Raw genomic sequence first — 24217 nt, 5'->3', positions numbered from 1 at the left:
ATGCTTCAAATGCTTTTATTTCAAAAATAATCATAACCACCCGTCTAATGATATGCCCCCTGTCAAGTAGACAGGTTAAATATCTAAAAAAGTGTCTGTTTTTGAAGGTCAGTCGTACAAAATAAATGTACGGCTGTTTTTTTATGCAGACCACTTAGACTTGTACTGTTCAATTTTGTTATTCTTAGCGATTGGGTATGACAAAGGATGTTTTGATGTTAAGGCAGCGTTTCTTACTTCCCAAGGCGTTTTACAGTCGTATCTACTCTGTGGTCGCTCATGACTATAAAATCGAATATAGTCTTTGATGGCATATCGGAGGGAGGTCTCATCAGAAATATCATACATCTGATACATTTCTGATTTTATAATTCCCCAAAAACCTTCTATTGGCCCGTTATCAATACAATGGCCTACTCTTGACATGGATTGAATCATATCAGTATCTTTCAGCTTTTTTTGAAAGCTCTTATTGGTATATTGAAACCCTCTATCGCTGTGAAATATAGGCTTAGCTGTAGGATTTTTTCAATGGCTTTGTCAAATGTTTTGAAGACCAACCGATTATCATTTCGACCACTTATGACAAAAGCAATAGGATAACGATCATATAAATCAAGTATGGCACTAAGATAGAGTTTCTTATGAGAGTTAGGGATCTTAAACTCTGTAACATCTGTTACCCATTTTTTGTTCGGAGCAGTTGTATAGAAGTTTCTTGCCAACTTATTTTCTGCGGATTCTTCAGGCTTGGCAGTCTTGTATTTTTTCTTTTTCTTACGGATAAGGGCGTGAATATCGAGTTTTTTCATAATTCGGTGAATTCTCTTTCTCGAGTAATTCGTATGATTGAAATGATTGATCCAATCGGTCATTCTTCGGTATCCCAAGATATGTGAATAACGTTCGTCATATTCTTTAATTAATTCCGCAATTTCGCTGTTTAATTGTTCTTGTTCTGGGACTATTCGATGTTTCCATTTATAAAATGCAGACCTTGTAATGCCGAGCTGATGACACATCCAACTAATGTTCCACCCTTTATTTGTGTTGAAGTCTTCAATCGCTAAGTATTTTGATTCATTTCGCTGTTTACCTAGCCTCACATCCTTCCGAATTCTTTCACTTTTTTTAAGAGCTCAACAGCCATATCCTTTTCTTCCAACTGACGTTTTAAGCGCACATTTTCTCTTCGTAAACGTTCTAATTCATCAACCTCATCATCTAGTTTGTGATGACCCCTTTTGTCAATTAAACCTTCTTCACCATCATTATCATACTTTTTCACCCACGAGTACACTTGGCTATAAGAAACATCATAGAGCACCGCCGTTTCCTTATAATTGCGATTGTGTTCAATACAATAGTTGACAATCTCTTTGCGTTCATCAATAGTGGTTTTGCGTCTTGCTTTTGCCATATAGACCTCCTGTTTTGGATTGTAATCCTTAAGTTCTATATTGGCATTATACATCCTAATCCACTTTCTTAAAAGTCCTGAAGAAATATCATACTGATGACCTAAATCAATAGATGAAGCCTCACCACTAATACATTTTTCTACAAGTTCCATTTTAAATTCTTTTGTATAGGAACTGTTTTTTGTTTTCTTTGTGAATCCTAAAATCCCATATTTTTTATAGATAGCAGCCCAATCTTGAATCGTACTTGTGGAAATATGGAGACAGTTACATATCTCAGCACTGGAACAATTACCATTAATATAATCGAGACAAGCTTGTTCTTTCTCGTATGGGGTGAATCTTTCTCTTCTAGACATAAAAATACCTCTTAAGTAGATTTTAGGTATTTACCTTGTCTACTTAAGAGGTATCATATCATCTAACGGGTGGTTATGATTTTTCATATTCTTGAATCCATCGATAAAGACTATTGGGATGAATTTTTAAAGTTGAACTAATCATTTTGACAGGATGAGGTTTACAGCAGAGAGTTTGAAGGCTTTATCAAAGGTTTTTCTTGGCATAATGACTTTTCCTCGTTTCCACTTAATTTTGTGTCTACTTTATTATACCAAGTCCACCCTTAAGTTAGATAATAAATCTAACTTAAGGAAGCTAGAAGGATGAGAATCCAGGTGGTCAAGAGTCCCAAACTTAAGCAGATGGGGACACCCAGAATAATTTGCTTTTTGAAGGCAAGGTCGCGTTCCTCTGTATTGGGAAATGAGAGTTGAATGAGAGAACCAGCTGATGAAAAGGGTGAGATATTAGTAGATAGAGAGCCAATAACGGTGGCTGTTGTGAGTAAGTGAATATCAATCTGAGGATTTTGAGCACTGATGATAGCAATGATGGGAAAGAGGGCTGGAACTACAACGGATAGGGTGGAACTAAAGAGTGACATCACTCCGGCTATCACACAAAAGAACAGAGGTAACCAGAAATGAGGAATGGTTGTTGTCATGAGGTGCCCTATCAGTGTGACTAAACCTGACTTGACCGCTAGAGACATTAGTAAGCTCATGCCGCAGAGCATGATAATTGTAGCCCAGGGAACCTTAGCTAAAATGGCTTCTTGCTTCCCTAATTTGAGCCTTAAGGCGAGGCAGACCATGAGTATTGAGACAAAGCCAATATCAAATGTTTTTCGATAAGTAGCTATCCAGGCGATGTTTGGGAAAATGAGATGCAACAAGGGAAAAAGCCAAACCAAAACCAAGCTGCTGATCATGAGCAAGGTGGTTTGTCTTTGAACCTTGCTGAGGAGTGGTGGTTGGTCAATAGTCAAGGATGAGTTTGTTCTTCCCTTACTATAGTGGCTGTAACAGGATAATAAAAGCAAGACGATGAATGGGTAGATAATGCTGACGATAAAGATATGATTGCCAAGTGAAAAAGCTTGCTCTTCCCATCCCATTTGCTTAAACAGGCCTTGAAAGACAATGCCTGAGCTACTGGTTATCAAATTAGCCCCTCCTGAAGCTCCCCAATTGACGGCTTGAGCTCCAATCAAAGGGTGTTTGTCCGCTTTTTGACAGAGGGTAATCGCTAGAGGACAGCAAACGGCCATAGTAGTGAAAAATCCAGCACCTAAAGCAGACAAAAGGGTTGCCATCAGGTATAAAATTATGTAGAGGGCGTTAGGGTGGGTGCGTGTGCGGTAGAGAATGTGTTGAGCCAAAACATCAAGAGTACCGTTAGTTGTTGCAACGTTATAAAAGAGAGAGACGCTAAAAATGGTAAAAAAGAGTGAGGTTGGCCAAAAATGAAGAAGTTTTTCGGGGCTTAATCCCATGAGAGTGGTTGCGATGAGGTAAGAAAAAGCAATAGCCAGCAGGCCAATATTGATTTTGGTGCGGTAACCAATTCCAATGGCTAGAGCAATGGCGCTAATCATTATTAAATGAATCATTGAATTGTCCTTTCAGTTAGAATATGGAAATAGGTTGGCAATTTTGACGCTCAAAAGACCACCTGTTTCCTATTGGTACTTGACTATTATACACAAAAAAATACAATTGTCTTGACAATTGTATATACACTTGCTAGAATTAAAAATGAGGTATTCAGGTTTGTGATTTCCTATGGAAGTTAATAGTGATTGCCTCTAGTGCTTACAAGTGATATTAAAAATAGAGGACTTAGTGATGTCAATCATTTCAACTGATTTAACCCCTTTTCAAATAGATGATACATTGAAAGCAGCCTTGCGAGAAGATGTTCATTCCGAAGATTACAGTACCAATGCCATTTTTGATCATCATGGCCAAGCCAAGGTGTCGCTTTTTGCCAAGGAAGCTGGTGTTTTAGCGGGACTAACCGTTTTTCAAAGGGTTTTTACCCTATTTGATGCCGAGGTGACCTTCCAGAATCCTCATCAATTTAAGGATGGGGATCGTTTGACTAGTGGCGATTTGGTTTTAGAAATCATAGGCTCGGTGAGAAGTCTCTTAACATGTGAACGCGTTGCCTTGAATTTTTTACAACATTTATCAGGGATTGCTTCGATGACAGCTGCTTATGTAGAAGCCTTAGGCGATGATTGCATTAAGGTATTTGATACTCGAAAAACTACTCCTAATTTACGTCTTTTTGAGAAATATGCCGTGAGAGTTGGCGGTGGCTATAATCATCGCTTTAATTTATCAGATGCTATCATGCTAAAAGACAATCACATTGCGGCAGTAGGTAGTGTTCAAAAGGCAATTGCTCAAGCGCGTGCCTATGCCCCTTTTGTGAAAATAGTCGAGGTGGAAGTGGAAAGCCTTGCTGCTGCCGAAGAAGCTGCGGCGGCGGGTGCTGATATTATCATGTTGGATAATATGTCATTGGAACAGATTGAACAGGCCATTACCCTAATTGCAGGACGTTCTCGGATTGAATGTTCTGGAAATATTGATATGACCACTATTAGCCGTTTTCGTGGTTTAGCGATTGATTACGTCTCCAGTGGTAGTTTAACCCATAGTGCTAAGAGTCTTGATTTTTCCATGAAGGGGTTAACCTACCTTGATGTCTAAGTTGCAAAATAAACTAACTTTTTAAAGGATGTCTTTCCTCTAGAACGAGTTTTATGTCAGATAGTTTAAACGCCTTTTCAAATATAGTAAAATGAACCAAAAACAGTACACAATGTGGTATAATCTTTTTATGGCATATTCAATAGATTTTCGTAAAAAAAATACCAGATGAGGTGTTTTTTTTTTAGCATGCCCATTTATGGATCAAAAGTGTTAAAAATAAGACAGTAACCTCAGAATAGCTACTGTCTTATCTCTTTTTTTTACTTAAAGCCTTGATAGACTTGACAAATGGTAGAAAAGAGCCCCTTTTATGATATGGTACTTGACTTGGAAAGCTCTCAAAGATCCTTTCTCAAGAGGTTTTTGATGGAAGCAATGATTCAGCAACTGTCATTTGGTTTCCTATCGAGCAGATTATCGCAGAAACAGCCTCACTCTTAGTATTGAAGGTGAAGGTAGAGTTAGTTGGATTTCCAGAATTAGAACTGACAAGCTATATAAATTGGAATACAAAAGAAGGAGAACAAATGAAACCTCAAGAAATGTGGAATGCCTACAAGCAAATTAACCCCTCGATCGGAGATGAAATCGATGCTTGGGCTTTTGGAGTAGAAGCCGATCTCTTAGCAGATTTGGTGTTAAAAGGTGAAAAGACGGCAACTGCATCAGCCTATGATCTTTATGCAGTTGATAACGACCCCCTGCCACAAGAAGGGACCTTTGATGTTATTTTAGACAGTCAAGATCAGGCTGTCTGCATTGTCGAAGTCACAAGGGTTTCTGTTCAGCCTTTCCATCAAGTGTCAGCCGACCATGCCTACAAAGAAGGTGAGGGTGATAAATCTCTGGCCTATTGGCGTCAGGTTCATGAGGAGGTTTTCACCGAGTGGATGAGCGAGGCCGGACTGACTTTTACACCTGACAGCAAGGTTGTTTTGGAAGAATTTCGTAAGGTTTATCCATTATAGAACACCCTCTCCTTCTTGGAGAGTTTTTTGATATGGATCTTATTTTCCAAAAGGGTTAAAAAATGATGTAATGTAAGCGATATTATACAGAAGCACAGGAACAGTACGACCGCAGGGCTAAACAAAAAGGTCGGAAGTCTTGTTTGAAGTTGATGAACACGCCTGAGAGTATGATACTAAGCGAGATATTCTCTATCTCGTCTTAGGGCCTGAAGTTCAGTAGAAAGTTAAGATACGTATTTAATACGTGGCTTTTTTAAAAGGGGATATACCAGATGCGTTTTAATTCTAAAAGTGACAGAGATTTGGCTTTTGAACAGGCTCTTTTGAGGTACCATATCATAAAAAAGAGCTACTTAAGTTTTCGAAATAACAGCTGTCATCGGCACAAGAGACAACTCTAGAAGAGTTGGATGATATAGCATTACATTGGGAATTTATCCAAACCTAAGCGGATGTTTACTGATAGTAGAAAACAAATAGGCACTTAAAGTTTTTAAACTTTAAGTCACATAATGAGAGGCTGAAACACTATCGTTTCAGCCTCTTTACTAATGCCAATAAATATCGCTTATTAATCCTCATTTCCATAAGAATCATAGGGGCTTTGGCTAATGTCTATGAAGGGAGCAAAAAGAAGATTTGTTTTTCTTGAATAATTGTATTGCTGTGCTATAATAAGGCAAAGGAATTTATAATGTTTATTTTGGAGGACTTAACATGCAAGCAGCACTTCTCTTTTTACTGATCTCCTTCCTAATTCTCATGGGAATTCTCATCAGTATGCTTTATGTCGTTCGTCAGCAGTCAGTAGCTATTGTTGAACGTTTTGGACGCTATCAAAAAATTGCAACGAGTGGTATCCATATGCGTCTGCCATTTGGTATCGATAAAATTGCCGCACGTATTCAATTACGCTTGCTTCAAAGCGAGATTGTAGTGGAAACTAAGACCAAAGACAATGTCTTTGTCATGATGAATGTTGCTACACAGTACCGTGTTAATGAGCAAAATGTGACCGATGCATACTACAAACTCATGCGTCCAGAGGCTCAAATTAAGTCATATATTGAGGATGCCCTTCGTTCATCCGTTCCTAAATTGACACTTGATGAGCTTTTTGAGAAGAAAGATGAAATTGCCCTTGAAGTACAACACCAAGTGGCTGAAGAAATGACAACCTACGGTTATATCATTGTGAAGACTTTGATTACTAAGGTTGAACCTGATGCTGAAGTTAAACAGTCTATGAATGAAATCAATGCTGCCCAACGTAAGCGTGTAGCAGCCCAAGAATTGGCAGAAGCGGATAAAATCAAGATTGTCACAGCAGCCGAAGCCGAAGCTGAAAAAGACCGCCTTCATGGGGTAGGTATTGCCCAACAACGTAAGGCCATCGTTGATGGTTTGGCTGAATCTATTGCTGAATTGAAAGAAGCTAATGTGGGTATGTCTGAAGAGCAGATTATGTCTATTCTCTTGACCAACCAATATTTAGATACCCTTAATACCTTTGCTGTTAAAGGTAATCAAACCTTATTCTTACCGAATAATCCAAATGGAGTAGATGATATTCGTACCCAAATTCTGTCAGCCTTGAAGACAGATAAATAGTAAGCAAACAAAGAAGCCAGATTTGAGATAATCTGACTTTTTTTGTTTATTTTTCTAAGAACTGAGCCAAGCGGATAACTTCAATCTTATAGCCATCTGGATCAGTGATAAAATAGTACATTTTTGGTTTACCAGGAAGACCTGAGAGATCAGTGACAGTGTAGCCAGCTTCTTTGTGGGCTTGGTGTGTAGCTTCTAGGTCATCAACACCAACAGCGATGTGTCCATAACCATTTCCAAGGTCGTAAGCTTCATGATCGTAATTGTATGTTAATTCCAACTCGTAATCAGGATCGTCTTCGAGTTGCATGTAGACAAGCGTGAATTTATATTCTGGAAAATCATTACGACGGACTTCTTTGAAACCAAGAGCGTCTTGGTAAAAGTTTAGTGAAGCTTCTAGGTCCTTAACACGAACACAAGTGTGTAGGAATTTAGTCATGTGAGAGACTCCTTTTATCTAATTTTGTATTCTCATAGTAGCATTTTGGGACCGTTTTTTCTAGTCTTAGCTACATGTGATATAATGGCGAAAAAGAATCTGAGGAGGTATCTATGACTATTTTAGCGATTGATTTTGGCGGAACTCAGGTCAAGTCTGCCCTTGTTTCGGAGGAGTTTGCCCTTGAAAAGAGTCTACCAACGCAATCATCTCCACAAACCTTGAATCAAACCCTTGATGTGATTGACTATTTGGTAACGTCGGTTAAAGTAGCCTTAACGGGCATTGCTATCAGTGTTCCTGGGACAGTAGATACTGATGAGGGTGTTATTTATCACGGAGGCTTGTTGCGATTCTTCCACGGTTTTCGTATCAAAGACATCCTTGAAGCCAAGTATCATTTACCAGTCACGGCTCTTAATGATGGGAAAGCAGCAGCTTTAGGCGAGCTGGCGATGGGGCATTTACAGGGAGTGACCAACGGTGCAGCCCTTGTTTTGGGTTCAGGTCTAGGTGGTGGTCTTATTATTAATGGTAAACTTTTTCAAGGAAGTCACTTTCAAGCGGCTGAGTTAACATTTCTTCTTCCAGTTCAAATGGAAAAAGTTAATCCTTCACAAATGCGAGGAACAACTCTTTCAGCTGTTGGTTTCATTACTAGGGTTAATGAAGTGTTGGGTAATGCTGATTTAAAAGATGGTCGTGAAGCTTTTAAGGCAATCAATGCTAGAGATGAAGCTGTTTATCCAATTTTTGAGGCCTATTGTCGAAGCTTAGCCATTACTATTCTAAATCTTCAATCCATCTTTGATATGGAAATCTTTGTTCTTGGAGGTGGTATTTCAGCTCAGCCGGTTCTGATTGAGGAGGTCAACCGCCAGTTTGATAAGGTTCGCCATGAGATAGACTTTATCGGAAAAATTATTAAACGACCTAAAATTGTCGCCTGCCATCACCATAATGGTGCTAATTTGATTGGTGCGGCTTATTTCCTTAAACAGAGATAACGGATACTAAAATAAAATGGCAGCAAAAATATACATAAAATACCTAACTTTTTTGTGACGAGCGGGCAATTCCGTTCGTTTTTTGCTCTTAGGACTTTACAATATTCAGAAAATTCGCTATAATGGGACCATTAAAATTTTGGAGGTGTCTTTATGACAATTTATAATTTCTCAGCAGGACCTGCTACATTACCAAAACCAGTGCTTGAAAAAGCGCAAGCTGAATTGCTTAACTACCAAGATTCCGGTATGTCCGTGCTAGAAATGTCCCACCGTTCTCCAGAATTTGACAAAATCGTTAAAGATGCGGAAGCGACACTTCGTGAGCTTATGGCTATTCCTGATAACTATAAGGTTATTTTCTTGCAAGGTGGCGGCTCTACACAATTCTCAATGCTACCACTGAACCTCGCTCAAGGTAAGAAAGCTTACTACCTTGTAGGTGGTTCATGGGGTAAAAAAGCTTATACAGAAGCTGTTAAACTTTCAAAAACCATTCCTTTTGAACCAATTCTTTTGGCGTCATCTGAGGATACTGTTTACGATCATATTCCAAGTTTTGATCCTTCAACGATTGATCCAGAAGCTGCCTATGTTCACTTGACTACTAACAATACCATTGAAGGAACAGCTATCTATGATTTGCCTGATACCAATGGTGTGCCAATTGTAGCTGATATGTCTTCAAATATTTTGGCTGCTCGCTATAACGTTGAAGATTTTGCCCTTATCTATGCTGGTGCTCAGAAAAATATTGGACCTGCTGGTGTGACAGTGGTTATCGTCCGTGAAGACTTCCTTAACGACCAACCACAATTGTCTGCTATGTTGGACTACCGTATTCAAGCTGAAGCAGGATCACTTTACAATACACCACCATGTTTCAGTATTTATATTTCAAAACTCGTCTTTGACTGGGTTAAAAATGAAATTGGTGGCGTAGATAAGATGGCGGAAATTCAACGTGAAAAATCAGGTCTTCTTTATGATTATATCGAGTCATCTGATTTTTACACCAATCCTGTTAAAGATGCCAAGGATCGTTCTGTCTGCAACATTCCATTTGTCACGCCAAGTAAAGACTTGGATGCTAAATTTGTAGCAGAAGCAGATGCTCTTGGCTTCAAGAATATCAAGGGTCACCGTTCAGTTGGTGGTATGCGTGCCAGTGTTTATAACGCCTTTCCACGCCAAGGTGTCCTTGATTTGATCGACTTTATGAAGAAATTTGAAGCTGAAAATAAGTAATTAGGTAAAGAGATGGAAATTAGACAAGCCTTTCCAAATGAAATTAAGCCCATCATGACGGTTATTGAGAGTGCCAGAGCTGCTCTAGCAGAAGCTGGCAGTTCCCAATGGCAAGGGGCTGATGGTTACCCTACTGAAGAAACCATCTTTGATGATGTCCTCAAAGGACAAGCTTATGTCGGTATCATTGACGGTCAAATTGTTTCTTATGCTGCGGTGGTTACTGATGGAGACCCTGCTTACGACAAAATCTATGACGGTGATTGGAAGCATCACAATAAGCGATACATTACTTTTCATAGGATTGCCGTTTTGACTGAGGTTACAGGTCAAAGGGTCGCTCAAACCTTTATTCAAGGTCTTATCGAGGGAACTGACGCTCATGATTTTCGTTGCGACACGCATGAAAAGAACCTTGTCATGCAGCATATTTTGGAGAAACTAGGTTATGTCTATTGTGGCAAGGTTCCTATTGACGGGGAACGATTTGCCTATCAGAAAATCAAAACCAAGAGGGAAAAGGCCTTCTATCAAGAAGTTGATGAGGCAACCCATCATGGTATACATTGATTTAAGAGGAATAAAATTATGGTATTTAGTGTAAAAACGTATAACAATATTAACCAGATTGGTTTGAAGGAACTTGGAAATCATTTTCAAATCGATGGTGATTTAGCGAAAAATCCGGATGCTTACATCATTCGTAGTCAAAATCTCCATGATACAGTTTTCCCTGAAAATTTGAAAGCCATTGCTCGTGCAGGTGCCGGTACTAACAATATCCCAGTTGCTGAAGCCACTCAAAAAGGAATTGTTGTCTTCAATACTCCAGGAGCTAATGCTAATGCAGTTAAAGAAGCTGTTTTGGCTTCTATCTTGCTCTCAGCACGTGACTATATTGCGGCCAATGCTTGGGTTAATACGCTTAGTGGTGACGATGTGCCTAAACAAATCGAAGCAGGTAAGAAACAGTTTGCAGGTAGTGAGATTGCTGGTAAAACACTTGGTGTTATCGGACTTGGTGCCATTGGTGCCCGTATTGCCAATGATGCTTACCGTTTGGGAATGAAGGTCTATGGTTATGACCCATATGTTTCTATTGAAGCTGCCTGGAATATCTCTCACCATGTCAGACGTGTTTCTGATCTCAAAGAAATCTTTGAAAACTGTGACTATATCACCGTTCACGTTCCGTTGACACCTGATACGAAAGGTACTTTCAATGCGGACGCCTTTAACCTCATGCAAAAAGGAACAACAATCATCAACTTTGCCCGTGCAGAATTGGTAGAGAATGATGCGCTCTTTGATGCTTTGGAAACAGGTGTAGTAAAACGTTATATCACGGACTTTGGGACAGAAGAACTGCTTAACAAGCCTAATGTGACAGTCTTCCCGCATGTGGGTGGTTCAACAGGTGAAGCAGAACTCAACTGTGCGATTATGGCTGGTCAAACCATCCGTCGCTTCATGGAAACAGGTGAAATTGTCAATTCTGTTAACTTCCCACGTGTACAACAAGCTTTGAGCGCTCCATATCGTATCACCTTGATTAATAAAAACGTGCCTAACATTGTGGCTCGTATCTCAACAGCGGTCTCTGATTTTAATATCAATATTGACAATATCATCAACCGTTCAAAGGGAGAGTATGCTTATACCCTTCTTGACCTTGATGAAACAGACAAGTCTAAGATTGATGAATTGGTCGCTAAGTTCGAGGCTAGTGACAATATCGTACGAGTACGTTTGATTAAAGGTAAATAATTCAAAATAAGCTGACAGGGACATGTGTTTCCTGTCTTTTTGTTATAATGAACCTATGTTTTATCGTCAGTATTATGTATCTCCCCTTGGTCGCCTGTCCTTGGTGGCTAGTGAGGAAGCCCTCTATGGTATATGGTTAGAAGGACAAAATCATTTTCAAGCTGGTCTTGAGGAAGAAAAGTTAGTAGACACCTCAAATCCTATTTTAGAAGTGACAAAGAAGTGGTTGCAGGCCTATTTTGAAGGTGAAAATCCAAGCCCAAATATCCTTCCATTAGCTGAACGAGGAACAGACTTCCAACAAAAAGTTTGGTCGGCTTTAAGAGCGATTCCGTATGGACAAAGCAGATCATATGGTCAGATTGGTAAGCAGCTTTCTTGTCATTCAGCTCAGGCTGTTGGAACCGCTGTTGGGAAGAATCCCTGGTTGATACTTATTCCTTGTCACCGTGTCCTACCTAACACCGGTCATATAGGAAATTATGCTGCTGGAGAGGCTGCCAAGCGTTTCTTACTCCATTTGGAAGGGCTTAGGTTTGACAAGATGTAGAAACATGCTTATGCTATAGAAAAGGAGAAAAACATGTATACTTTTTATGAATATCCAAAATGCAGCACTTGTCGTAAGGCTAAAGCTGAACTCAATCAATTAGGTATTGAGGTTGAGTCCATCAACATTAAGGAAAATCCACCTTCAGCTCAATTTCTAAAAGAGCTTCTAGAGGGGTCAGATTTAGAGCTCAAGAAATTCTTTAATACGAGTGGACAATCCTACCGTTCTTTAGGATTGAAGGACAAGCTTCCAACCTTATCGGTAGATGAAGCTGTAAAACTCTTAGCTTCAGATGGTATGCTGATTAAACGTCCTATCTTGATTAAGGATGGTAAGGTTTTACAAATTGGCTACCGTACGCCTTACCAAGACTTAAATTTATAAAAAATAAGCAAAATGTCTTGCCACGGTAAACAGTGATATGGTAAGATAGAAACAGTTGCCGCTATAGTTAAATGGTATAATAGAGCAATGGTAATGCTCCGTTCCGAGTTCAATTCTCGGTGGTGGCATCTGTGATTTACTCCAGCTTAGAGCTGGAGTTTTTTCTTGTTCAAAGGGAGCCCGTGGACGGTAGGGATTTTTCAAAAGAATTTACTGAAAACTCTTGAAATCCAAGAAAAAAGGAGTAGACTATTAGGTGATTAAACCTAGGAGGCAACTCGTGAAATACTACGTTCAATTCATGTTGATTTGTTTGTTTGCCGTTATCGGCGAAGCCATTTCAACTTTTTTTAAACTACCCATACCTGGAAGTATTATTGGTCTATTCTTGCTTTTGATTGCTCTGCAGCTCAAGTGGATTCGTTTGCGTCATATTCATGCAGTCGCAGAATTTTTAATAGCCAATATGACCATTCTATTTTTGCCAGCAGGTGTCGGTATAATGGAACGATGGGATGCTATTTCTGATAACATTGTCCCTATTATTTTGATTATTATGGGTGCCTTGGTTCTTAATATTGTAGTGATTGCAGTAGTTGTTGGTTTTATCAAGAAACACTTCGAAGGTGACTACAAGGAGGTTAAACGTGGCTAATTTTTATAATACACCCTTGTTTGGCTTAACCCTTTCTGTGTTGGCCTATACAATCGGGCTTTTGATTTACCGTCGTTTTCCTAATCCATTGACAACACCTCTTCTTGTATCTACTGCCTTGATTATCTTGATTTTGCACTATACAGGAATTTCATATAAGGATTACTATGTGGGTGGGTCATACCTTAATAGCTTGATTATTCCGTCAACGGTTGCCCTAGCTGTTCCTTTTTATAAGAATCTCCACCTCATGCGTCACCATTATAAGAGTATCTTGATTGGTTCGACTTTGGCCTGTGTTCTCAATACAAGTTACACGGCCTTGATTGCTAAGCTTTTTGGGATGGATTATTTCCTAGCGATTTCCCTCTTTCCGAAGTCTGTAACAACGGCCATGGCTGTGGGAATCTCTGAGAAAATGCAAGGGATTACGACCGTTACCCTAGTAGTCGTTGTCATTACGGGAATTTTAACCTCTGTCCTAGGTCCTGTTTTTCTCAAAATAATGGGAATCAAGGACCCGGTAGCTATTGGACTTGCTCTTGGAGGAACTGGACATGCCGTAGGTACTGGAGCTGCCTTTAGATATGGCCAAGTAGCAGGTGCCATGGGTGGATTATCTATAGCTGTGACAGGGATTTTATACGTCTTTATCAGCCCTATTGTGGCTAGTTTGATTTTAAGCTAAAAAATTAAGGTTTGGACTGGTTTTCCAAGCCTTTTTAGCTGTGAAAAACAAGCAAAATCTGACCTTTTATGTTATAATTAAGGTTATGAATTATGGAGATTATATCTGGGATTTGGGTGGTACCTTACTAGATAATTATCAGGTGTCAACCCAAGCCTTTCAAGCAACTTTGAAACAATTTAACCGTACGGCGGAATTTCAAGCAGTCTATGATGCTCTTAAGGTGTCAACCAGTACTGCTATTGGAATGTTTGCACCTGATATAGCTGATTTTCGCACCCTATATAAGCAGGAAGAGGCTAAGCATTTGCAAGAACCTGTGCTTTTTGAAGGAGCTAAGGCGATTCTGGCTAAGATTGTAGCTGAAGGTGGGCGTAACTTTTTGGTTAGCCACCGTAACCATCTAGTGCTAGACATCCTGGATAAAGCAGAGATAACTCCTTACTTTACAGAGATTGTAACTTCGGAAAATGGTTTTGCGAGAAAGCCTAGTCCTGAGAGTTTCCTTTATTTAATAAAAAAATACGATATTAAACACGGCTTGGTCATTGGTGACCGCCAGATAGATATTGAGGCTGGAAAAGCGGCAGGTATGGACACCTTACTTGTTGATGGCCATAAATCATTATTGGAGATAGTGACATAGATGACTGATGAATTAAAAAATTTCGAAGAAAAAGCACAAGAATATGATGCTAGTCAGATTCAAGTTCTAGAAGGACTTGAAGCGGTGCGTATGCGCCCAGGGATGTATATTGGCTCAACCTCTAAAGAGGGCTTGCATCATTTGGTATGGGAAATAGTTGATAACTCTATTGATGAGGCGCTGGCTGGTTTTGCCACTCATATTCAAGTTTTTATTGAGCCTGACAATTCCATTACGGTTGTCGATGACGGTCGTGGCATCCCAGTAGGTATCCAAGAGAAAACGGGCCGTCCAGCGGTTGAAACAGTCTTTACGGTCCTTCACGCTGGTGGTAAATTTGGCGGTGGCGGCTACAAGGTCTCTGGTGGTTTGCACGGAGTTGGTTCTTCGGTCGTCAATGCCCTCTCAACCCAACTGGATGTTAAGGTCTATAAAAATGGCCATATTCACTTCCAAGAGTATAAACGTGGTGTTGTGGTAGACGATTTAGCGATTATTGGTGATACAGAGAAACACGGAACAACCGTTCACTTTACTCCGGATCCAGAAATTTTCCAAGAAACAACGGAGTTTGACTTTGGAAAATTAGCTAAACGTATCCAAGAATTGGCCTTCTTGAACAAGGGGCTACGCATTTCGATCACCGATAAACGTGAGGGTCTTGAGCAAGAGAAACATTATCACTATGAGGGTGGTATCACCTCTTATGTCAAATACATCAATGAAAACAAAGATGTCATCTTTGACGAACCTATTTACACGGATGGTGAAATGGATGGTATTTCAGTCGAAGTTGCTATGCAGTATACGACTGGCTACCATGAAACTGTCATGAGTTTTGCCAACAACATCCACACCCATGAAGGTGGTACTCACGAGCAAGGCTTCCGTACGGCCTTAACACGTGTCATTAATGATTATGCACGTCAAAATAAGATTCTTAAGGATAAAGATGATAATTTGACTGGGGACGATGTTCGTGAAGGTCTTACAGCCATTATCTCTGTTAAGCATCCCAACCCGCAATTTGAAGGTCAAACCAAGACCAAGCTAGGGAACTCTGAAGTGGTTAAGATTACTAACCGTCTTTTCAGCGAAGCCCTTAGTCGTTTCCTTTTGGAAAATCCAGCTATCGCTAAAAAGATTGTTGAAAAAGGAATTTTGGCTTCTAAGGCTCGTATTGCAGCCAAGCGTGCGCGTGAAGTGACCCGTAAGAAGTCAGGCCTTGAAATCTCTAACCTTCCAGGTAAGTTGGCGGATTGTTCGTCAAACAATGCCGAAATGAATGAGCTCTTCATTGTCGAAGGGGATTCAGCTGGTGGTTCTGCTAAGTCAGGTCGTAACCGTGAATTCCAAGCCATCCTACCTATTCGTGGTAAGATTTTGAATGTTGAAAAGGCAAGCATGGATAAGATTTTGGCTAATGAAGAAATTCGTTCCCTGTTCACAGCTATGGGTACAGGATTTGGTGCAGAGTTTGATGTCAGCAAGGCTCGTTACCACAAATTGGTTATCATGACCGATGCCGATGTTGATGGAGCTCACATTCGTACCTTGCTCTTGACCTTGATTTATCGCTTTATGCGTCCAATCTTGGAAGCGGGTTATGTTTACATTGCTCAACCTCCAATTTATGGGGTTAAGGTTGGCTCTGAAATCAAAGAGTACATCCAACCAGGTGTAAATCAGGAAGAAAAATTACGTGCTGCTCTTGAAAATTACAGTGTGGGACGTTCAAAACCTACAGTACAACGTTACAAAGGTTTAGGTGAAATGGATGATCACCAACTTTGGGAAACAACCATGGATCCTGTAAATCGTTTGATGGCACGAGTTTCTGTGGATGATGCTGCAGAAGCAGATAAGATTTTTGATATGTTGATGGGGGATAAGGTTGAACCTCGCCGCGAATTTATCGAAGAAAATGCCGTTTACAGTACTCTAGATATCTAATATTCTTTTAGAAAAGGGTGCAATGCTAGGATAACTATGATATAATCGTAATGTTATTCTACATTTATGAACATAATAGACGATTAAGGAGAAACTATGTCTAGCGGAATTGTTTTACTGATTGTAGTGGTAGTTATACTTGTAATTGTCGCTTACTTAGTCGGTATTCTTATTAGAAAACGAAATGATTCGCGGATTGCAAATCTTGAAGAACGCAAGCAAGGCTTGTTTGACTTGCCGATAAATGAAGAAATTGAAGAAGTCAAAAAGCTTCACTTGATTGGGCAAAGTCAGACAACCTTCCGTGAATGGAATCAGAAATGGGTAGATATCTCGACAAATTCATTTGCAGATATTGAAAATCATATTTTCGAAGCTGAAAATATGAACGATACCTTCCATTTTTTCAAGGCTAGTGGTGAAATTAATAATATCGAGAGTCAGTTGGATCTTGTGGAAGAAGACATTAAGTCTATCCGTGAGGCTCTCTCAACCTTGAAAGAACAAGAAGAAAAGAACAGTGCTCGTGTGAAGCATGCTCTTGACTTGTATGAAGAGTTGCAAAACTCTATTGAAGAAAATTCTGATAACTTTGGCTCTACCATGAGTGAAATCAATAAACAGCTTAAAAATATTGAAGCTGAGTTTTCAGAATTCGTGACTCTCAACTCATCGGGTGACCCTGTTGAAGCATCAAGTATTTTGGATCGTGCAGAAGAGCACACGATTGCTTTGGGTCAAATTTCAGAGAAGATTCCAGCCATTGTCGCTAAGTTGGAAGACGACTTCCCAGATCAGTTGGATGATTTGGAATCTGGCTATCGTAAGCTGATTGAGCAAAATTATCACTTCCCTGAAAAAAATATCGAACGTCGTTTCCAAGAGATTCGTGAAGCTATCCGTTCAAATTCAAGTGAGTTGGTTTCTCTTGACTTGGATCGTGCGGAAGAAGAAAATGTTGAGATTCAAGATAAGATTAACAACTTGTATAGCATTTTTGAACGTGAAATTGCATCTTACAAAGTTGTTATGCGTCACAAGAAAGTCTTGCCAGACTATCTCAATCATGCTAAGAATAATAATAAGCAACTTCAAGAAGAACTTGAACGTCTCATGTTAACCTACATCTTCGATGAAACTTATGCTGCGGATGTTCGTAGCTTTGCTTCTGATATTTCAGGTGTGGAAACAGCTGTTCTCCCAACTCTTGAAAACTTTGATACTCAGGTTAAACCTTTCTCAGAGCTCGAGAAAACATTTGAAAAGAGTCTCAACACCCTGTCTGCTGTTGAAAATGGACAGGTAGAGGTCTTTGGAAACCTTCAGGCTATTGAGAAAAATGAAGCTAAGGCACGTGAAGCACTTGATGTGTATGTTAATAAATTGCATGTTATCAAGCGTTTCATGGAAAAACGTAACCTTCCAGGAATTCCTCAGTCCTTCTTGAGTGTTTTCTTCTCAACAAGCGCTCAGATTGAGGCTCTCATGGATGAGCTTAGCCGTGGACGTATTAATATTGATGCGGTAATGCGCTTGACTGAAACCTCTAAAAATGCCATCGATCATTTGGAAGAGACAGCTTACTTGGTTGTTCAAAATGCAACCTTGACAGAACAGCTTTTGCAGTACTCAAACCGTTACCGTTCTTTCGAACCTGCTGTTCAAAGTAGCTTTGAACACGCCCTAAAATTGTTCGAAGTTGACCACGATTATGATGCATCTTTAGAAGAAATTTCTTACGCCTTGGAAACAGTAGAACCTGGTGTAACAGAGCGTTTTGTATCATCTTATGAGAAAACACGAGAACTTATTCGTATGTAAGTAAAAGATTCTGGACCTTGGTCCAGGATTTTTTGTAAGAAGCATTTATTATTTTACAGTTAAACGCCAACCTAGTTAAAAATAAAATAGGTATTTAAAAAAGAGAGGTAATTATGTCACAAGTTAAAGGGTTATTGGTCATGGACGTAGACTCAACTCTTGTCCAAGAAGAAGTCATTGATTTACTGGGAGAAGAGGCAGGTGTCGGCCAACAAGTCGCTGAAATCACAGAGCGTGCCATGCGTGGCGAATTGGATTTTAGACAGGCTCTCAATGAGCGTGTAGCAACCTTAAAAGGATTACCAGAAAGTATCTTTGACAAGGTCTATGCTCGCATTCATTTTAATAAGGGAGCTAAGGAACTTGTGGATGAACTTCATTCACGTGGCTACAAGGTAGGTTTGGTTTCTGGAGGCTTCCACGAGACGGTTGACAGACTAGCCTCGGAGGCAGGCATTGACTATGTTATGGCTAACCACCTAGAGGTGGTAGATGGTGTTTTGACGGGTAAGGTTTATGGTGAAATCGTCACCAAAGATGTCAAGGTAGCCAAACTCAAGGATTGGGCAGCAGAAAATGGCCTCGACCTCTCGCAAACTATTGCTATGGGTGACGGTGCCAATGATTTGCCGATGATTCAGACTGCTGGCATCGGTATCGCTTTTTGTGCCAAGCCAATCGTCCGTGAACAAGCTCCATACCAAATCACAGAACCAGATTTGTATAAGGTCATTGAGATCTTGGATGAGGTTGGAAAATAGTAGAGATAAAAAGAGTCCTTTGGAAGATTTCAAGGGACTCTTTGTGCATAAAAAAAGCACCGAATCGGTGCCACTTTCTCAAGTTGAATACGGACTAAGCCTTATTTTAACTCGCTGTCTTGTTTCGAATGGTTTCAAAATCTATAGGTTTATTCTATTCCTTCAGATCTTGACTGATGAAAAAACTCTCGGAAATTATTTTCCGAGAGTTTTAGTTTAGTTCCCAATTGAAACGGTTCCGTCTGATCCGACTTTGACATTTGTTCCGTCTTGGCTATTGACCTCAACTGAACCATCCTGGCTCACTGTTCCATTATTGCCATTGTTGTCATTGGCTTCGACAGTGTTATTTCCGTTTGTTTTTGCTGAGTTACCGTTTCCGTCACTCACTTCAGTTGAACCGTCTTTGTTGACTTTTACTGAAGCACTTGAGTTACTTGAAGAAGATTTTTGGGTCACCTTACTGGATGATGTTGATGAAGATGACGAGTCAGTTTTGTCTTTAGAGTTGCCACATGCTGCTAAGGTCAACAAGGCAAGAACTGAGACAGAGGCTAAAGTTAGTTTAGAAAATGTTTTCATAATAGTCTCCCTTTTTTCTTAATACATCCATTGTAAAGGAAAAATTGGAAATTCGAAAGCGCTCTCAGGCGATTTTATCTAACTGTAATCCCTCAGTAATAGTGGTGTTGTGCTAGGCTAATCTATTGGAAAATAAGAGGTTAGCTCCTTAACGCTTTCCATCATAATGACAGACAGTTCAAGTCGTTAAGCTCGGTAGGTCAGCTTCTCTTTGTTATAATAAGAGTAAAACGTAATGAGGTGACTAAGATGTATCAAACAACTATTAAGGGTGACAAACCTTATCATTCCCTTTCAGAGGGTTACGGGGCACCTGTGGAACTTTTTGGCTACACTGAGGACGGGGAAACACCCATGAGTTTGGTGAATATTGCTTTGGCTTCTTGTGTGACCATGTGTTTACAGAGTTATTTTGCAAAGTTTCAGGGAAAGGAGGAGCTTGCTATTCGGGTTGATTCTAGCTATGAAGAGGGTTATTTCAAGCTTAAGATTCATTTGCCCGAGAACTTGGCTATCGAAAATGAGGATAAATTGCTGGCTTTTGTGGATGAGTTTTGTCGTGTCAAGAAGCTCTTTCGTGAAGATATAGTGGTTGATATCAGCTTAGCTCCATAAGCTGATTATCCTTTACCAAGTTCGTGTTATACTAGTAAGTAAAGATAAGCTATTTGCTTTAAAGTGGAATAGACAATGATAGGAGGGCTTGCTATGCAAGACAAACTACATGAAATTCGAGTATTTGAGAATTTTCGAGAAGAACTGTTTGAAACTGGTCATGTCATCGTGACGACAAAGGTGGTTGAGAAGTCTCTAAATTATTTTGGCAACGCACATGGTGGTTATTTATTCACGCTTTGTGATCAGGTGGCTGGACTGGTGGCCATCTCAACAGGTGATTATGCAGTGACACTTCAGTCTAATATCAATTATCTAAAGGCTGGACATCTGTCTGATGACCTAAAGATTGAAGGGCTTTGTGTCCATAATGGTAAGTCTACCAAGGTGGTGGATGTCCTCGTCACTAACCAGGAGGAGAAAATCCTAACTAGGGCAACATTTACCATGTATGTGACAGGTGCAGTAGAAGATTAGAGAGGAAGAGCTTATGTCAGATTTTCAAACCATGGACGATTTTGCGGTCTTTGTCAATGACTACCTGACACCAGAACAAGTGATTGTACAAGCTTATTCTTATGCTGCTGATCAGCAAGAACTGTCTCTTCTCGTGACTATTGATGACTATGAGATGATGTGTCGTTGGCATGTTGTTTGGACCTTCTCTGGCTTACACCAGGCCTTCTTTCAGTCTATGATGGATTCTGATAACGGTTTTTTCATTGATGCGAATAGCTTGGCGATGAAGGTACGTCTCAAGGATCAGGAACTCTTGTTCCAAGCAAGTGCACTGGAAATGGTGGTTGTCGATTACCCAGATCCCCTCTATCGTTTGGCTGAAGTATCTTTTAACCAAGGCGGTCAGCGTTACACTTATCTTTGTGAAGATAAAAGCGTGGAGGTAGAGGATTGGGTGCTTGTTCCTATAGGTTCTGGTAATAAGGAAAAGCAAGCCTTTGTGGAAAAAATCTCCTATGCCTTAGCTGATGAGACACCGATTCAGCCAACAGAGATGAAACAGGTTATTCAAAAACTTCATCTGGTGACTGTTCGTTATGATATGGAAATTGTTAAAAAAGGCTTTTTGACGTTTTCAGGTCTGACTTTTGAGGGTGGAGAAATTGGCAAGCCGACAGAGCCTCTCTGGATTCCTTTTCTTGCAGAGCGAGACGATTTGGCCCTTACTACTTATGGGATTCGCATCACTGACGGAAGTCGAAAAACTTATGTCACTGCCTTGGCTGGTGAGGACGATGCCTTGGAGATGATTGCCCTTGCACCGGCGAATTATGCAGTTTTTAAACTTAAGGGGCCGGCGACAGCAGCGGTCTGGGAGAGTTTTCAGCATGCTAAGAAACATTTTGACATTATTAACCAGCCCATGGTAGAGGTCTATCCACCAGGTAATCGTCAGGCAGAAGATTATGAGATGGAAGTTTGGATTCCGATAAAGGAGGATGTGTAGATGCGTCTGGACAAGTTTTTGGTTGACTGTGGTCTTGGCAGTCGTAGTCAAGTCAAGATCTATCTTAAGAAAAAGCAGGTGACCGTCAATGGTCAGGTGGAAACGTCTCCTAAGACTCAGATTGATGAGAAGAAGGACCAGATTGCTTATCAAAGTCAGGAACTAACACATGAGACCTTTGTTTACTATCTCTTGAATAAGCCAAAAGGTGTGATTTCGGCAACAGAAGATGCTCGTCATAAGACGGTTTTAGATTTACTGGATGAGACAGCTCGTCACAAGCAGGTTTTTCCGGTTGGTCGGTTGGATATTGATACTCATGGCCTGCTTCTATTGACCAACAATGGTGATTTGGCTCACGCTATGTTATCACCTAGAAAACATGTGGACAAGATTTATCAAGCTAAGGTAGCAGGTGTCATGGACGAAGCAGATATGCAAGCTTTTGAAAAGGGAATTGAGCTAAAAGACCACACTTGCCAACCAGCTAAATTAGAGATTTTGTCAGTAGATCAGGCAGTTAAAACGAGTACAGTTCAGGTTACCATTGCCGAAGGTAAATTCCACCAAGTCAAGCGAATGGTAGCTGCTTGTGGTAAGGAAGTGACAGACTTGCAACGTTTGAGTATGGGATCTTTAGTTTTGCCAGATGATTTAGAAATTGGCACTTGGCGTCGATTGACTCAAGAGGAGTTAGACGGATTAAGCGTTTTTGGAATTCCTTTGGCTTAAGCTTAACAAACAGTTGCGAAATAGGTAGATTTTTGTTACCATTAAAATGATATACTAGAAGAAAAAAGAGGTAAATTCAAGTGGCATTTGGAGATAACGGACCACGTAAGAAATCATTCTTTGAACGTCTGACAATAGTTGTCGTTTTAATTATGTTATTAGTAACAGTTGGGGCATTGATTTTCCAAGCAGTCGCAGCTGTCCTTTAAGACGCTATTAAGCGTTTTTTTGTGTATGTCGGAAACTCATTGCTTTAAGATGAAATGAGGGCATGCAACATGTGTCAGAAAGAGAGAAAATAATAGATGAGTATGTTTTTAGATACGGCCAAGATCAGCGTCAAAGCTGGTCGTGGTGGCGATGGGATGGTTGCCTTCCGTCGTGAAAAATATGTGCCGAATGGCGGTCCTTGGGGCGGTGACGGCGGAAAGGGTGGCTCAGTCATTTTCAAGGTTGACGAAGGCTTGCGTACCCTTATGGATTTCCGTTATAACCGTAAGTTCAAGGCCAAGAACGGTGAAAAAGGGATGACCAAGGGAATGCATGGTCGTGGTGCCGAAGACCTGATTGTGAGTATTCCGCCAGGTACAACAGTGCGTGATGCTGAAACGGGCAAGGTTATTACTGACCTAGTCGAAGAAGGTCAAGAGTTTGTCATTGCTCATGGCGGTCGTGGCGGTCGTGGAAATATCCGTTTTGCGACGCCTCGTAATCCTGCACCTGAAATCGCTGAGAATGGTGAACCAGGTGAAGAACGTGAACTTCAGTTGGAACTGAAGATTTTGGCTGATGTTGGTTTGGTTGGTTTTCCATCTGTTGGTAAATCAACAATTCTTAGTGTGGTAACGGCAGCCAAGCCAAAGATTGGTGCCTACCACTTTACGACGATTGTTCCTAACTTGGGAATGGTTCGTACTAAGTCAGGTGAGAGCTTTGCCATGGCTGACCTTCCGGGCTTGATTGAAGGGGCTAGTCAGGGTGTTGGATTGGGGACACAGTTCCTTCGCCACATTGAGCGTACCCGTGTTATCCTTCATGTGATTGATATGTCGGGAAGTGAGGGGCGTGATCCTTACGAAGATTACCTTCAAATTAACAAGGAATTGGAAACTTACAACCTGCGCTTGATGGAACGTCCGCAAATTATTGTTGCTAATAAGATGGACATGCCTGAGGCTGAGGAAAACTTGAAAGAGTTTAAGGAAAAATTGGCTGCTAATTACGATGAATTCGAAGAGTTACCACAAATTTTCCCAATTTCAAGTTTGGCTCATCAAGGTCTAGAGAACCTTTTGGAAGCGACCGCAGAACTTCTTGATCAAACAGATGAATTCTTACTTTATAGTGAAGAAGATATGGAACAAGAAGAAGTATACTATGGCTTTAACGAGGATGAACGTCCATTTGAAATTAGCCGTGATGACGATGCTTCATGGGTACTTTCTGGTGAAAAACTTGAAAAACTCTTTATCATGACAAATATGGAACGTGACGAATCAATTATGAAATTTGCACGTCAATTGCGTGGAATGGGAGTTGACGAAGCACTCCGTGAACGTGGGGCTAAGGATGGCGACATTGTTCGTATTGGTAACTTCGAATTTGAGTTTGTGGATTGACGTTGAAAGACTCTCTAAGTGCTAAAGCACTTGATAGTCTACGGCAGTCGCTATGGCGAACTGCCTATCAACCTCACTAACTACGTTAAGTCGGTAAAAATCGACCGACTAACCTTCGTGTCGTGACCGTGCATGACTCTCTAAGTTCCAAGCACTTGATAGTATACGGCAGTCGCTATGGCGAACTGCCTATCAACCTCACTAACTGAGT

Annotated in this window: 27 protein-coding genes, 1 tRNA gene and 1 pseudogene; 22 read left to right on the top strand and 7 right to left on the bottom strand. The window is 40.4% G+C overall.

Annotated features, from left to right (window positions below; all coding sequences use genetic code 11):
• Positions 1–141 precede the first annotated feature (141 nt).
• The 5 genes and pseudogenes from HMPREF0848_RS10670 to HMPREF0848_RS05745 all read right to left on the bottom strand — a co-directional run bounded on the left by HMPREF0848_RS10670 (position 142) and on the right by HMPREF0848_RS05745 (position 3375).
• Positions 142–438, bottom strand: coding sequence for an IS3 family transposase (locus HMPREF0848_RS10670; RefSeq protein ID WP_198003207.1), 297 nt, complete (start codon positions 436–438; stop codon positions 142–144).
• A gap of 11 nt (positions 439–449) precedes the next feature.
• Positions 450–1022, bottom strand: a complete 573-nt coding sequence (locus tag HMPREF0848_RS10935) for a DDE-type integrase/transposase/recombinase (RefSeq protein WP_269479159.1) — start codon at positions 1020–1022, stop codon at positions 450–452.
• Positions 1023–1102: 80 nt separating this feature from the next.
• Positions 1103–1780, bottom strand: coding sequence for a helix-turn-helix domain-containing protein (locus tag HMPREF0848_RS05750; RefSeq protein WP_008535259.1), 678 nt, complete (start codon positions 1778–1780; stop codon positions 1103–1105).
• 79 nt (positions 1781–1859) lie between these two features.
• Positions 1860–1987, bottom strand: a pseudogene (locus tag HMPREF0848_RS10990) (transposase); the annotation flags it as partial.
• Between the two features lie 77 nt (positions 1988–2064).
• Positions 2065–3375 carry an SLC13 family permease gene (locus tag HMPREF0848_RS05745; protein ID WP_008535256.1) on the bottom strand — a complete coding sequence of 437 codons (1311 nt, stop codon included), beginning with the start codon at positions 3373–3375 and terminating at the stop codon, positions 2065–2067.
• Between the two features lie 235 nt (positions 3376–3610).
• Between HMPREF0848_RS05745 and nadC the strand changes: the two genes are divergently transcribed.
• From nadC to HMPREF0848_RS05730, 3 genes are all read left to right on the top strand, one after another.
• Positions 3611–4483: a carboxylating nicotinate-nucleotide diphosphorylase gene (gene nadC, locus HMPREF0848_RS05740; RefSeq protein ID WP_037609010.1), complete on the top strand. Its 873-nt coding sequence runs from the start codon at positions 3611–3613 to the stop codon at positions 4481–4483.
• A 530-nt stretch (positions 4484–5013) separates the two neighbouring features.
• A complete protein-coding gene (locus HMPREF0848_RS05735) occupies positions 5014–5454 on the top strand; it encodes an ASCH domain-containing protein (protein ID WP_008535252.1) in 441 nt (146 codons plus the stop codon).
• Positions 5455–6174: 720 nt separating this feature from the next.
• Positions 6175–7068: an SPFH domain-containing protein gene (locus tag HMPREF0848_RS05730; RefSeq protein WP_008535250.1), complete on the top strand. Its 894-nt coding sequence runs from the start codon at positions 6175–6177 to the stop codon at positions 7066–7068.
• A 46-nt stretch (positions 7069–7114) separates the two neighbouring features.
• On the opposite strand, the gene gloA is transcribed toward HMPREF0848_RS05730, so the two are convergent.
• On the bottom strand, positions 7115–7510 hold the full coding sequence (gene gloA, locus HMPREF0848_RS05725; RefSeq protein WP_008535248.1) for a lactoylglutathione lyase: 396 nt from the start codon (positions 7508–7510) through the stop codon (positions 7115–7117).
• A gap of 113 nt (positions 7511–7623) precedes the next feature.
• Here gloA and HMPREF0848_RS05720 point away from each other — a divergent pair, with 113 nt between their 5' ends.
• The 13 genes from HMPREF0848_RS05720 (at position 7624) to serB (ending at position 18993) form a co-directional block, all read left to right on the top strand.
• A complete protein-coding gene (locus tag HMPREF0848_RS05720; RefSeq protein ID WP_021152401.1) occupies positions 7624–8517 on the top strand; it encodes an ROK family protein in 894 nt (297 codons plus the stop codon).
• A gap of 153 nt (positions 8518–8670) precedes the next feature.
• Entirely contained in the window at positions 8671–9765 is a 1095-nt protein-coding gene (gene serC / locus HMPREF0848_RS05715; RefSeq protein WP_002887682.1) for a 3-phosphoserine/phosphohydroxythreonine transaminase, read from the top strand.
• 12 nt (positions 9766–9777) lie between these two features.
• Positions 9778–10335, top strand: a complete 558-nt coding sequence (locus tag HMPREF0848_RS05710; RefSeq protein ID WP_008535244.1) for a GNAT family acetyltransferase — start codon at positions 9778–9780, stop codon at positions 10333–10335.
• Positions 10336–10353: 18 nt separating this feature from the next.
• Positions 10354–11532 carry a 3-phosphoglycerate dehydrogenase family protein gene (locus tag HMPREF0848_RS05705; RefSeq protein ID WP_008535241.1) on the top strand — a complete coding sequence of 393 codons (1179 nt, stop codon included), beginning with the start codon at positions 10354–10356 and terminating at the stop codon, positions 11530–11532.
• Positions 11533–11587: 55 nt separating this feature from the next.
• A complete protein-coding gene (locus HMPREF0848_RS05700; RefSeq protein ID WP_021146275.1) occupies positions 11588–12082 on the top strand; it encodes a methylated-DNA--[protein]-cysteine S-methyltransferase in 495 nt (164 codons plus the stop codon).
• A 33-nt stretch (positions 12083–12115) separates the two neighbouring features.
• Positions 12116–12469 carry an arsenate reductase family protein gene (locus HMPREF0848_RS05695; RefSeq protein ID WP_008535237.1) on the top strand — a complete coding sequence of 118 codons (354 nt, stop codon included), beginning with the start codon at positions 12116–12118 and terminating at the stop codon, positions 12467–12469.
• Between the two features lie 57 nt (positions 12470–12526).
• Positions 12527–12597 (top strand) — tRNA-Thr (locus HMPREF0848_RS05690).
• 152 nt (positions 12598–12749) lie between these two features.
• Positions 12750–13124: a CidA/LrgA family protein gene (locus HMPREF0848_RS05685; protein ID WP_021146274.1), complete on the top strand. Its 375-nt coding sequence runs from the start codon at positions 12750–12752 to the stop codon at positions 13122–13124.
• A complete protein-coding gene (locus HMPREF0848_RS05680) occupies positions 13117–13812 on the top strand; it encodes an LrgB family protein (protein WP_021146273.1) in 696 nt (231 codons plus the stop codon). The genes HMPREF0848_RS05685 and HMPREF0848_RS05680 overlap by 8 nt, the downstream gene beginning before the upstream one ends.
• An 85-nt stretch (positions 13813–13897) precedes the next feature.
• Positions 13898–14458, top strand: a complete 561-nt coding sequence (locus HMPREF0848_RS05675) for an HAD-IA family hydrolase (protein WP_021152398.1) — start codon at positions 13898–13900, stop codon at positions 14456–14458.
• The gene (gyrB, locus tag HMPREF0848_RS05670) at positions 14459–16411 is read left to right on the top strand and encodes a DNA topoisomerase (ATP-hydrolyzing) subunit B (RefSeq protein WP_008535234.1); all 1953 of its coding nucleotides are present in this window, start codon (positions 14459–14461) and stop codon (positions 16409–16411) included.
• A 96-nt stretch (positions 16412–16507) separates the two neighbouring features.
• A complete protein-coding gene (gene ezrA / locus HMPREF0848_RS05665) occupies positions 16508–18232 on the top strand; it encodes a septation ring formation regulator EzrA (RefSeq protein ID WP_037609008.1) in 1725 nt (574 codons plus the stop codon).
• A 113-nt stretch (positions 18233–18345) separates the two neighbouring features.
• On the top strand, positions 18346–18993 hold the full coding sequence (gene serB / locus HMPREF0848_RS05660) for a phosphoserine phosphatase SerB (protein ID WP_008535232.1): 648 nt from the start codon (positions 18346–18348) through the stop codon (positions 18991–18993).
• Between the two features lie 216 nt (positions 18994–19209).
• Here serB and HMPREF0848_RS05650 read toward each other — a convergent pair whose 3' ends face one another.
• Positions 19210–19575, bottom strand: a complete 366-nt coding sequence (locus tag HMPREF0848_RS05650) for a hypothetical protein (protein ID WP_008535230.1) — start codon at positions 19573–19575, stop codon at positions 19210–19212.
• A gap of 249 nt (positions 19576–19824) precedes the next feature.
• On the opposite strand from HMPREF0848_RS05650, the gene HMPREF0848_RS05645 reads away from it, so the two are divergent.
• From HMPREF0848_RS05645 to obgE, 6 genes are all read left to right on the top strand, one after another.
• Positions 19825–20190: an OsmC family protein gene (locus tag HMPREF0848_RS05645; RefSeq protein WP_037609006.1), complete on the top strand. Its 366-nt coding sequence runs from the start codon at positions 19825–19827 to the stop codon at positions 20188–20190.
• 93 nt (positions 20191–20283) lie between these two features.
• Positions 20284–20667: a PaaI family thioesterase gene (locus HMPREF0848_RS05640; protein ID WP_008535228.1), complete on the top strand. Its 384-nt coding sequence runs from the start codon at positions 20284–20286 to the stop codon at positions 20665–20667.
• Between the two features lie 13 nt (positions 20668–20680).
• Positions 20681–21655: a GyrI-like domain-containing protein gene (locus tag HMPREF0848_RS05635; protein WP_008535227.1), complete on the top strand. Its 975-nt coding sequence runs from the start codon at positions 20681–20683 to the stop codon at positions 21653–21655.
• Positions 21656–22387 (top strand): pseudouridine synthase, encoded by a 732-nt coding sequence (locus HMPREF0848_RS05630; RefSeq protein WP_008535225.1) that lies wholly within the window; start codon positions 21656–21658, stop codon positions 22385–22387.
• Between the two features lie 80 nt (positions 22388–22467).
• Complete coding sequence (locus HMPREF0848_RS10460) at positions 22468–22596, top strand: DUF4044 domain-containing protein (RefSeq protein WP_021146256.1); 129 nt, start codon at positions 22468–22470, stop codon at positions 22594–22596.
• Positions 22597–22692: 96 nt separating this feature from the next.
• Positions 22693–24006, top strand: a complete 1314-nt coding sequence (obgE, locus tag HMPREF0848_RS05625) for a GTPase ObgE (protein WP_008535223.1) — start codon at positions 22693–22695, stop codon at positions 24004–24006.
• Positions 24007–24217: the final 211 nt, after the last annotated feature.

The sequence above is a fragment of the Streptococcus sp. C150 genome, from assembly GCF_000187445.1.
Taxonomy (GTDB): domain Bacteria; phylum Bacillota; class Bacilli; order Lactobacillales; family Streptococcaceae; genus Streptococcus; species Streptococcus raffinosi.
Note: the sequence above shows the minus strand (reverse complement) of the source record. Positions and strands in the feature narration are given on the sequence as shown.

Excerpts from the sequence above, each read along its gene's own strand:
- obgE (WP_008535223.1), top strand. The coding sequence starts at position 22,693 with ATGAGTATGTTTTTAGATACGGCCAAGATCAGCGTCAAAGCTGGTCGT.
- HMPREF0848_RS05720 (WP_021152401.1), top strand. The coding sequence starts at position 7,624 with ATGACTATTTTAGCGATTGATTTTGGCGGAACTCAGGTCAAGTCTGCC.
- HMPREF0848_RS05695 (WP_008535237.1), top strand. The coding sequence starts at position 12,116 with ATGTATACTTTTTATGAATATCCAAAATGCAGCACTTGTCGTAAGGCT.
- HMPREF0848_RS05700 (WP_021146275.1), top strand. The coding sequence starts at position 11,588 with ATGTTTTATCGTCAGTATTATGTATCTCCCCTTGGTCGCCTGTCCTTG.
- HMPREF0848_RS05730 (WP_008535250.1), top strand. The coding sequence starts at position 6,175 with ATGCAAGCAGCACTTCTCTTTTTACTGATCTCCTTCCTAATTCTCATG.
- HMPREF0848_RS05675 (WP_021152398.1), top strand. The coding sequence starts at position 13,898 with ATGAATTATGGAGATTATATCTGGGATTTGGGTGGTACCTTACTAGAT.
- serB (WP_008535232.1), top strand. The coding sequence starts at position 18,346 with ATGTCACAAGTTAAAGGGTTATTGGTCATGGACGTAGACTCAACTCTT.
- HMPREF0848_RS05705 (WP_008535241.1), top strand. The coding sequence starts at position 10,354 with ATGGTATTTAGTGTAAAAACGTATAACAATATTAACCAGATTGGTTTG.
- gloA (WP_008535248.1), bottom strand. The coding sequence starts at position 7,510 with ATGACTAAATTCCTACACACTTGTGTTCGTGTTAAGGACCTAGAAGCT.
- HMPREF0848_RS05640 (WP_008535228.1), top strand. The coding sequence starts at position 20,284 with ATGCAAGACAAACTACATGAAATTCGAGTATTTGAGAATTTTCGAGAA.
- nadC (WP_037609010.1), top strand. The coding sequence starts at position 3,611 with ATGTCAATCATTTCAACTGATTTAACCCCTTTTCAAATAGATGATACA.
- serC (WP_002887682.1), top strand. The coding sequence starts at position 8,671 with ATGACAATTTATAATTTCTCAGCAGGACCTGCTACATTACCAAAACCA.
- HMPREF0848_RS10935 (WP_269479159.1), bottom strand. The coding sequence starts at position 1,022 with ATGTGTCATCAGCTCGGCATTACAAGGTCTGCATTTTATAAATGGAAA.
- HMPREF0848_RS05735 (WP_008535252.1), top strand. The coding sequence starts at position 5,014 with ATGAAACCTCAAGAAATGTGGAATGCCTACAAGCAAATTAACCCCTCG.
- HMPREF0848_RS10670 (WP_198003207.1), bottom strand. The coding sequence starts at position 438 with ATGATTCAATCCATGTCAAGAGTAGGCCATTGTATTGATAACGGGCCA.
- HMPREF0848_RS05750 (WP_008535259.1), bottom strand. The coding sequence starts at position 1,780 with ATGTCTAGAAGAGAAAGATTCACCCCATACGAGAAAGAACAAGCTTGT.
- HMPREF0848_RS05710 (WP_008535244.1), top strand. The coding sequence starts at position 9,778 with ATGGAAATTAGACAAGCCTTTCCAAATGAAATTAAGCCCATCATGACG.
- HMPREF0848_RS05635 (WP_008535227.1), top strand. The coding sequence starts at position 20,681 with ATGTCAGATTTTCAAACCATGGACGATTTTGCGGTCTTTGTCAATGAC.
- gyrB (WP_008535234.1), top strand. The coding sequence starts at position 14,459 with ATGACTGATGAATTAAAAAATTTCGAAGAAAAAGCACAAGAATATGAT.
- HMPREF0848_RS05630 (WP_008535225.1), top strand. The coding sequence starts at position 21,656 with ATGCGTCTGGACAAGTTTTTGGTTGACTGTGGTCTTGGCAGTCGTAGT.
- HMPREF0848_RS05645 (WP_037609006.1), top strand. The coding sequence starts at position 19,825 with ATGTATCAAACAACTATTAAGGGTGACAAACCTTATCATTCCCTTTCA.
- HMPREF0848_RS05745 (WP_008535256.1), bottom strand. The coding sequence starts at position 3,375 with ATGATTCATTTAATAATGATTAGCGCCATTGCTCTAGCCATTGGAATT.
- ezrA (WP_037609008.1), top strand. The coding sequence starts at position 16,508 with ATGTCTAGCGGAATTGTTTTACTGATTGTAGTGGTAGTTATACTTGTA.
- HMPREF0848_RS05650 (WP_008535230.1), bottom strand. The coding sequence starts at position 19,575 with ATGAAAACATTTTCTAAACTAACTTTAGCCTCTGTCTCAGTTCTTGCC.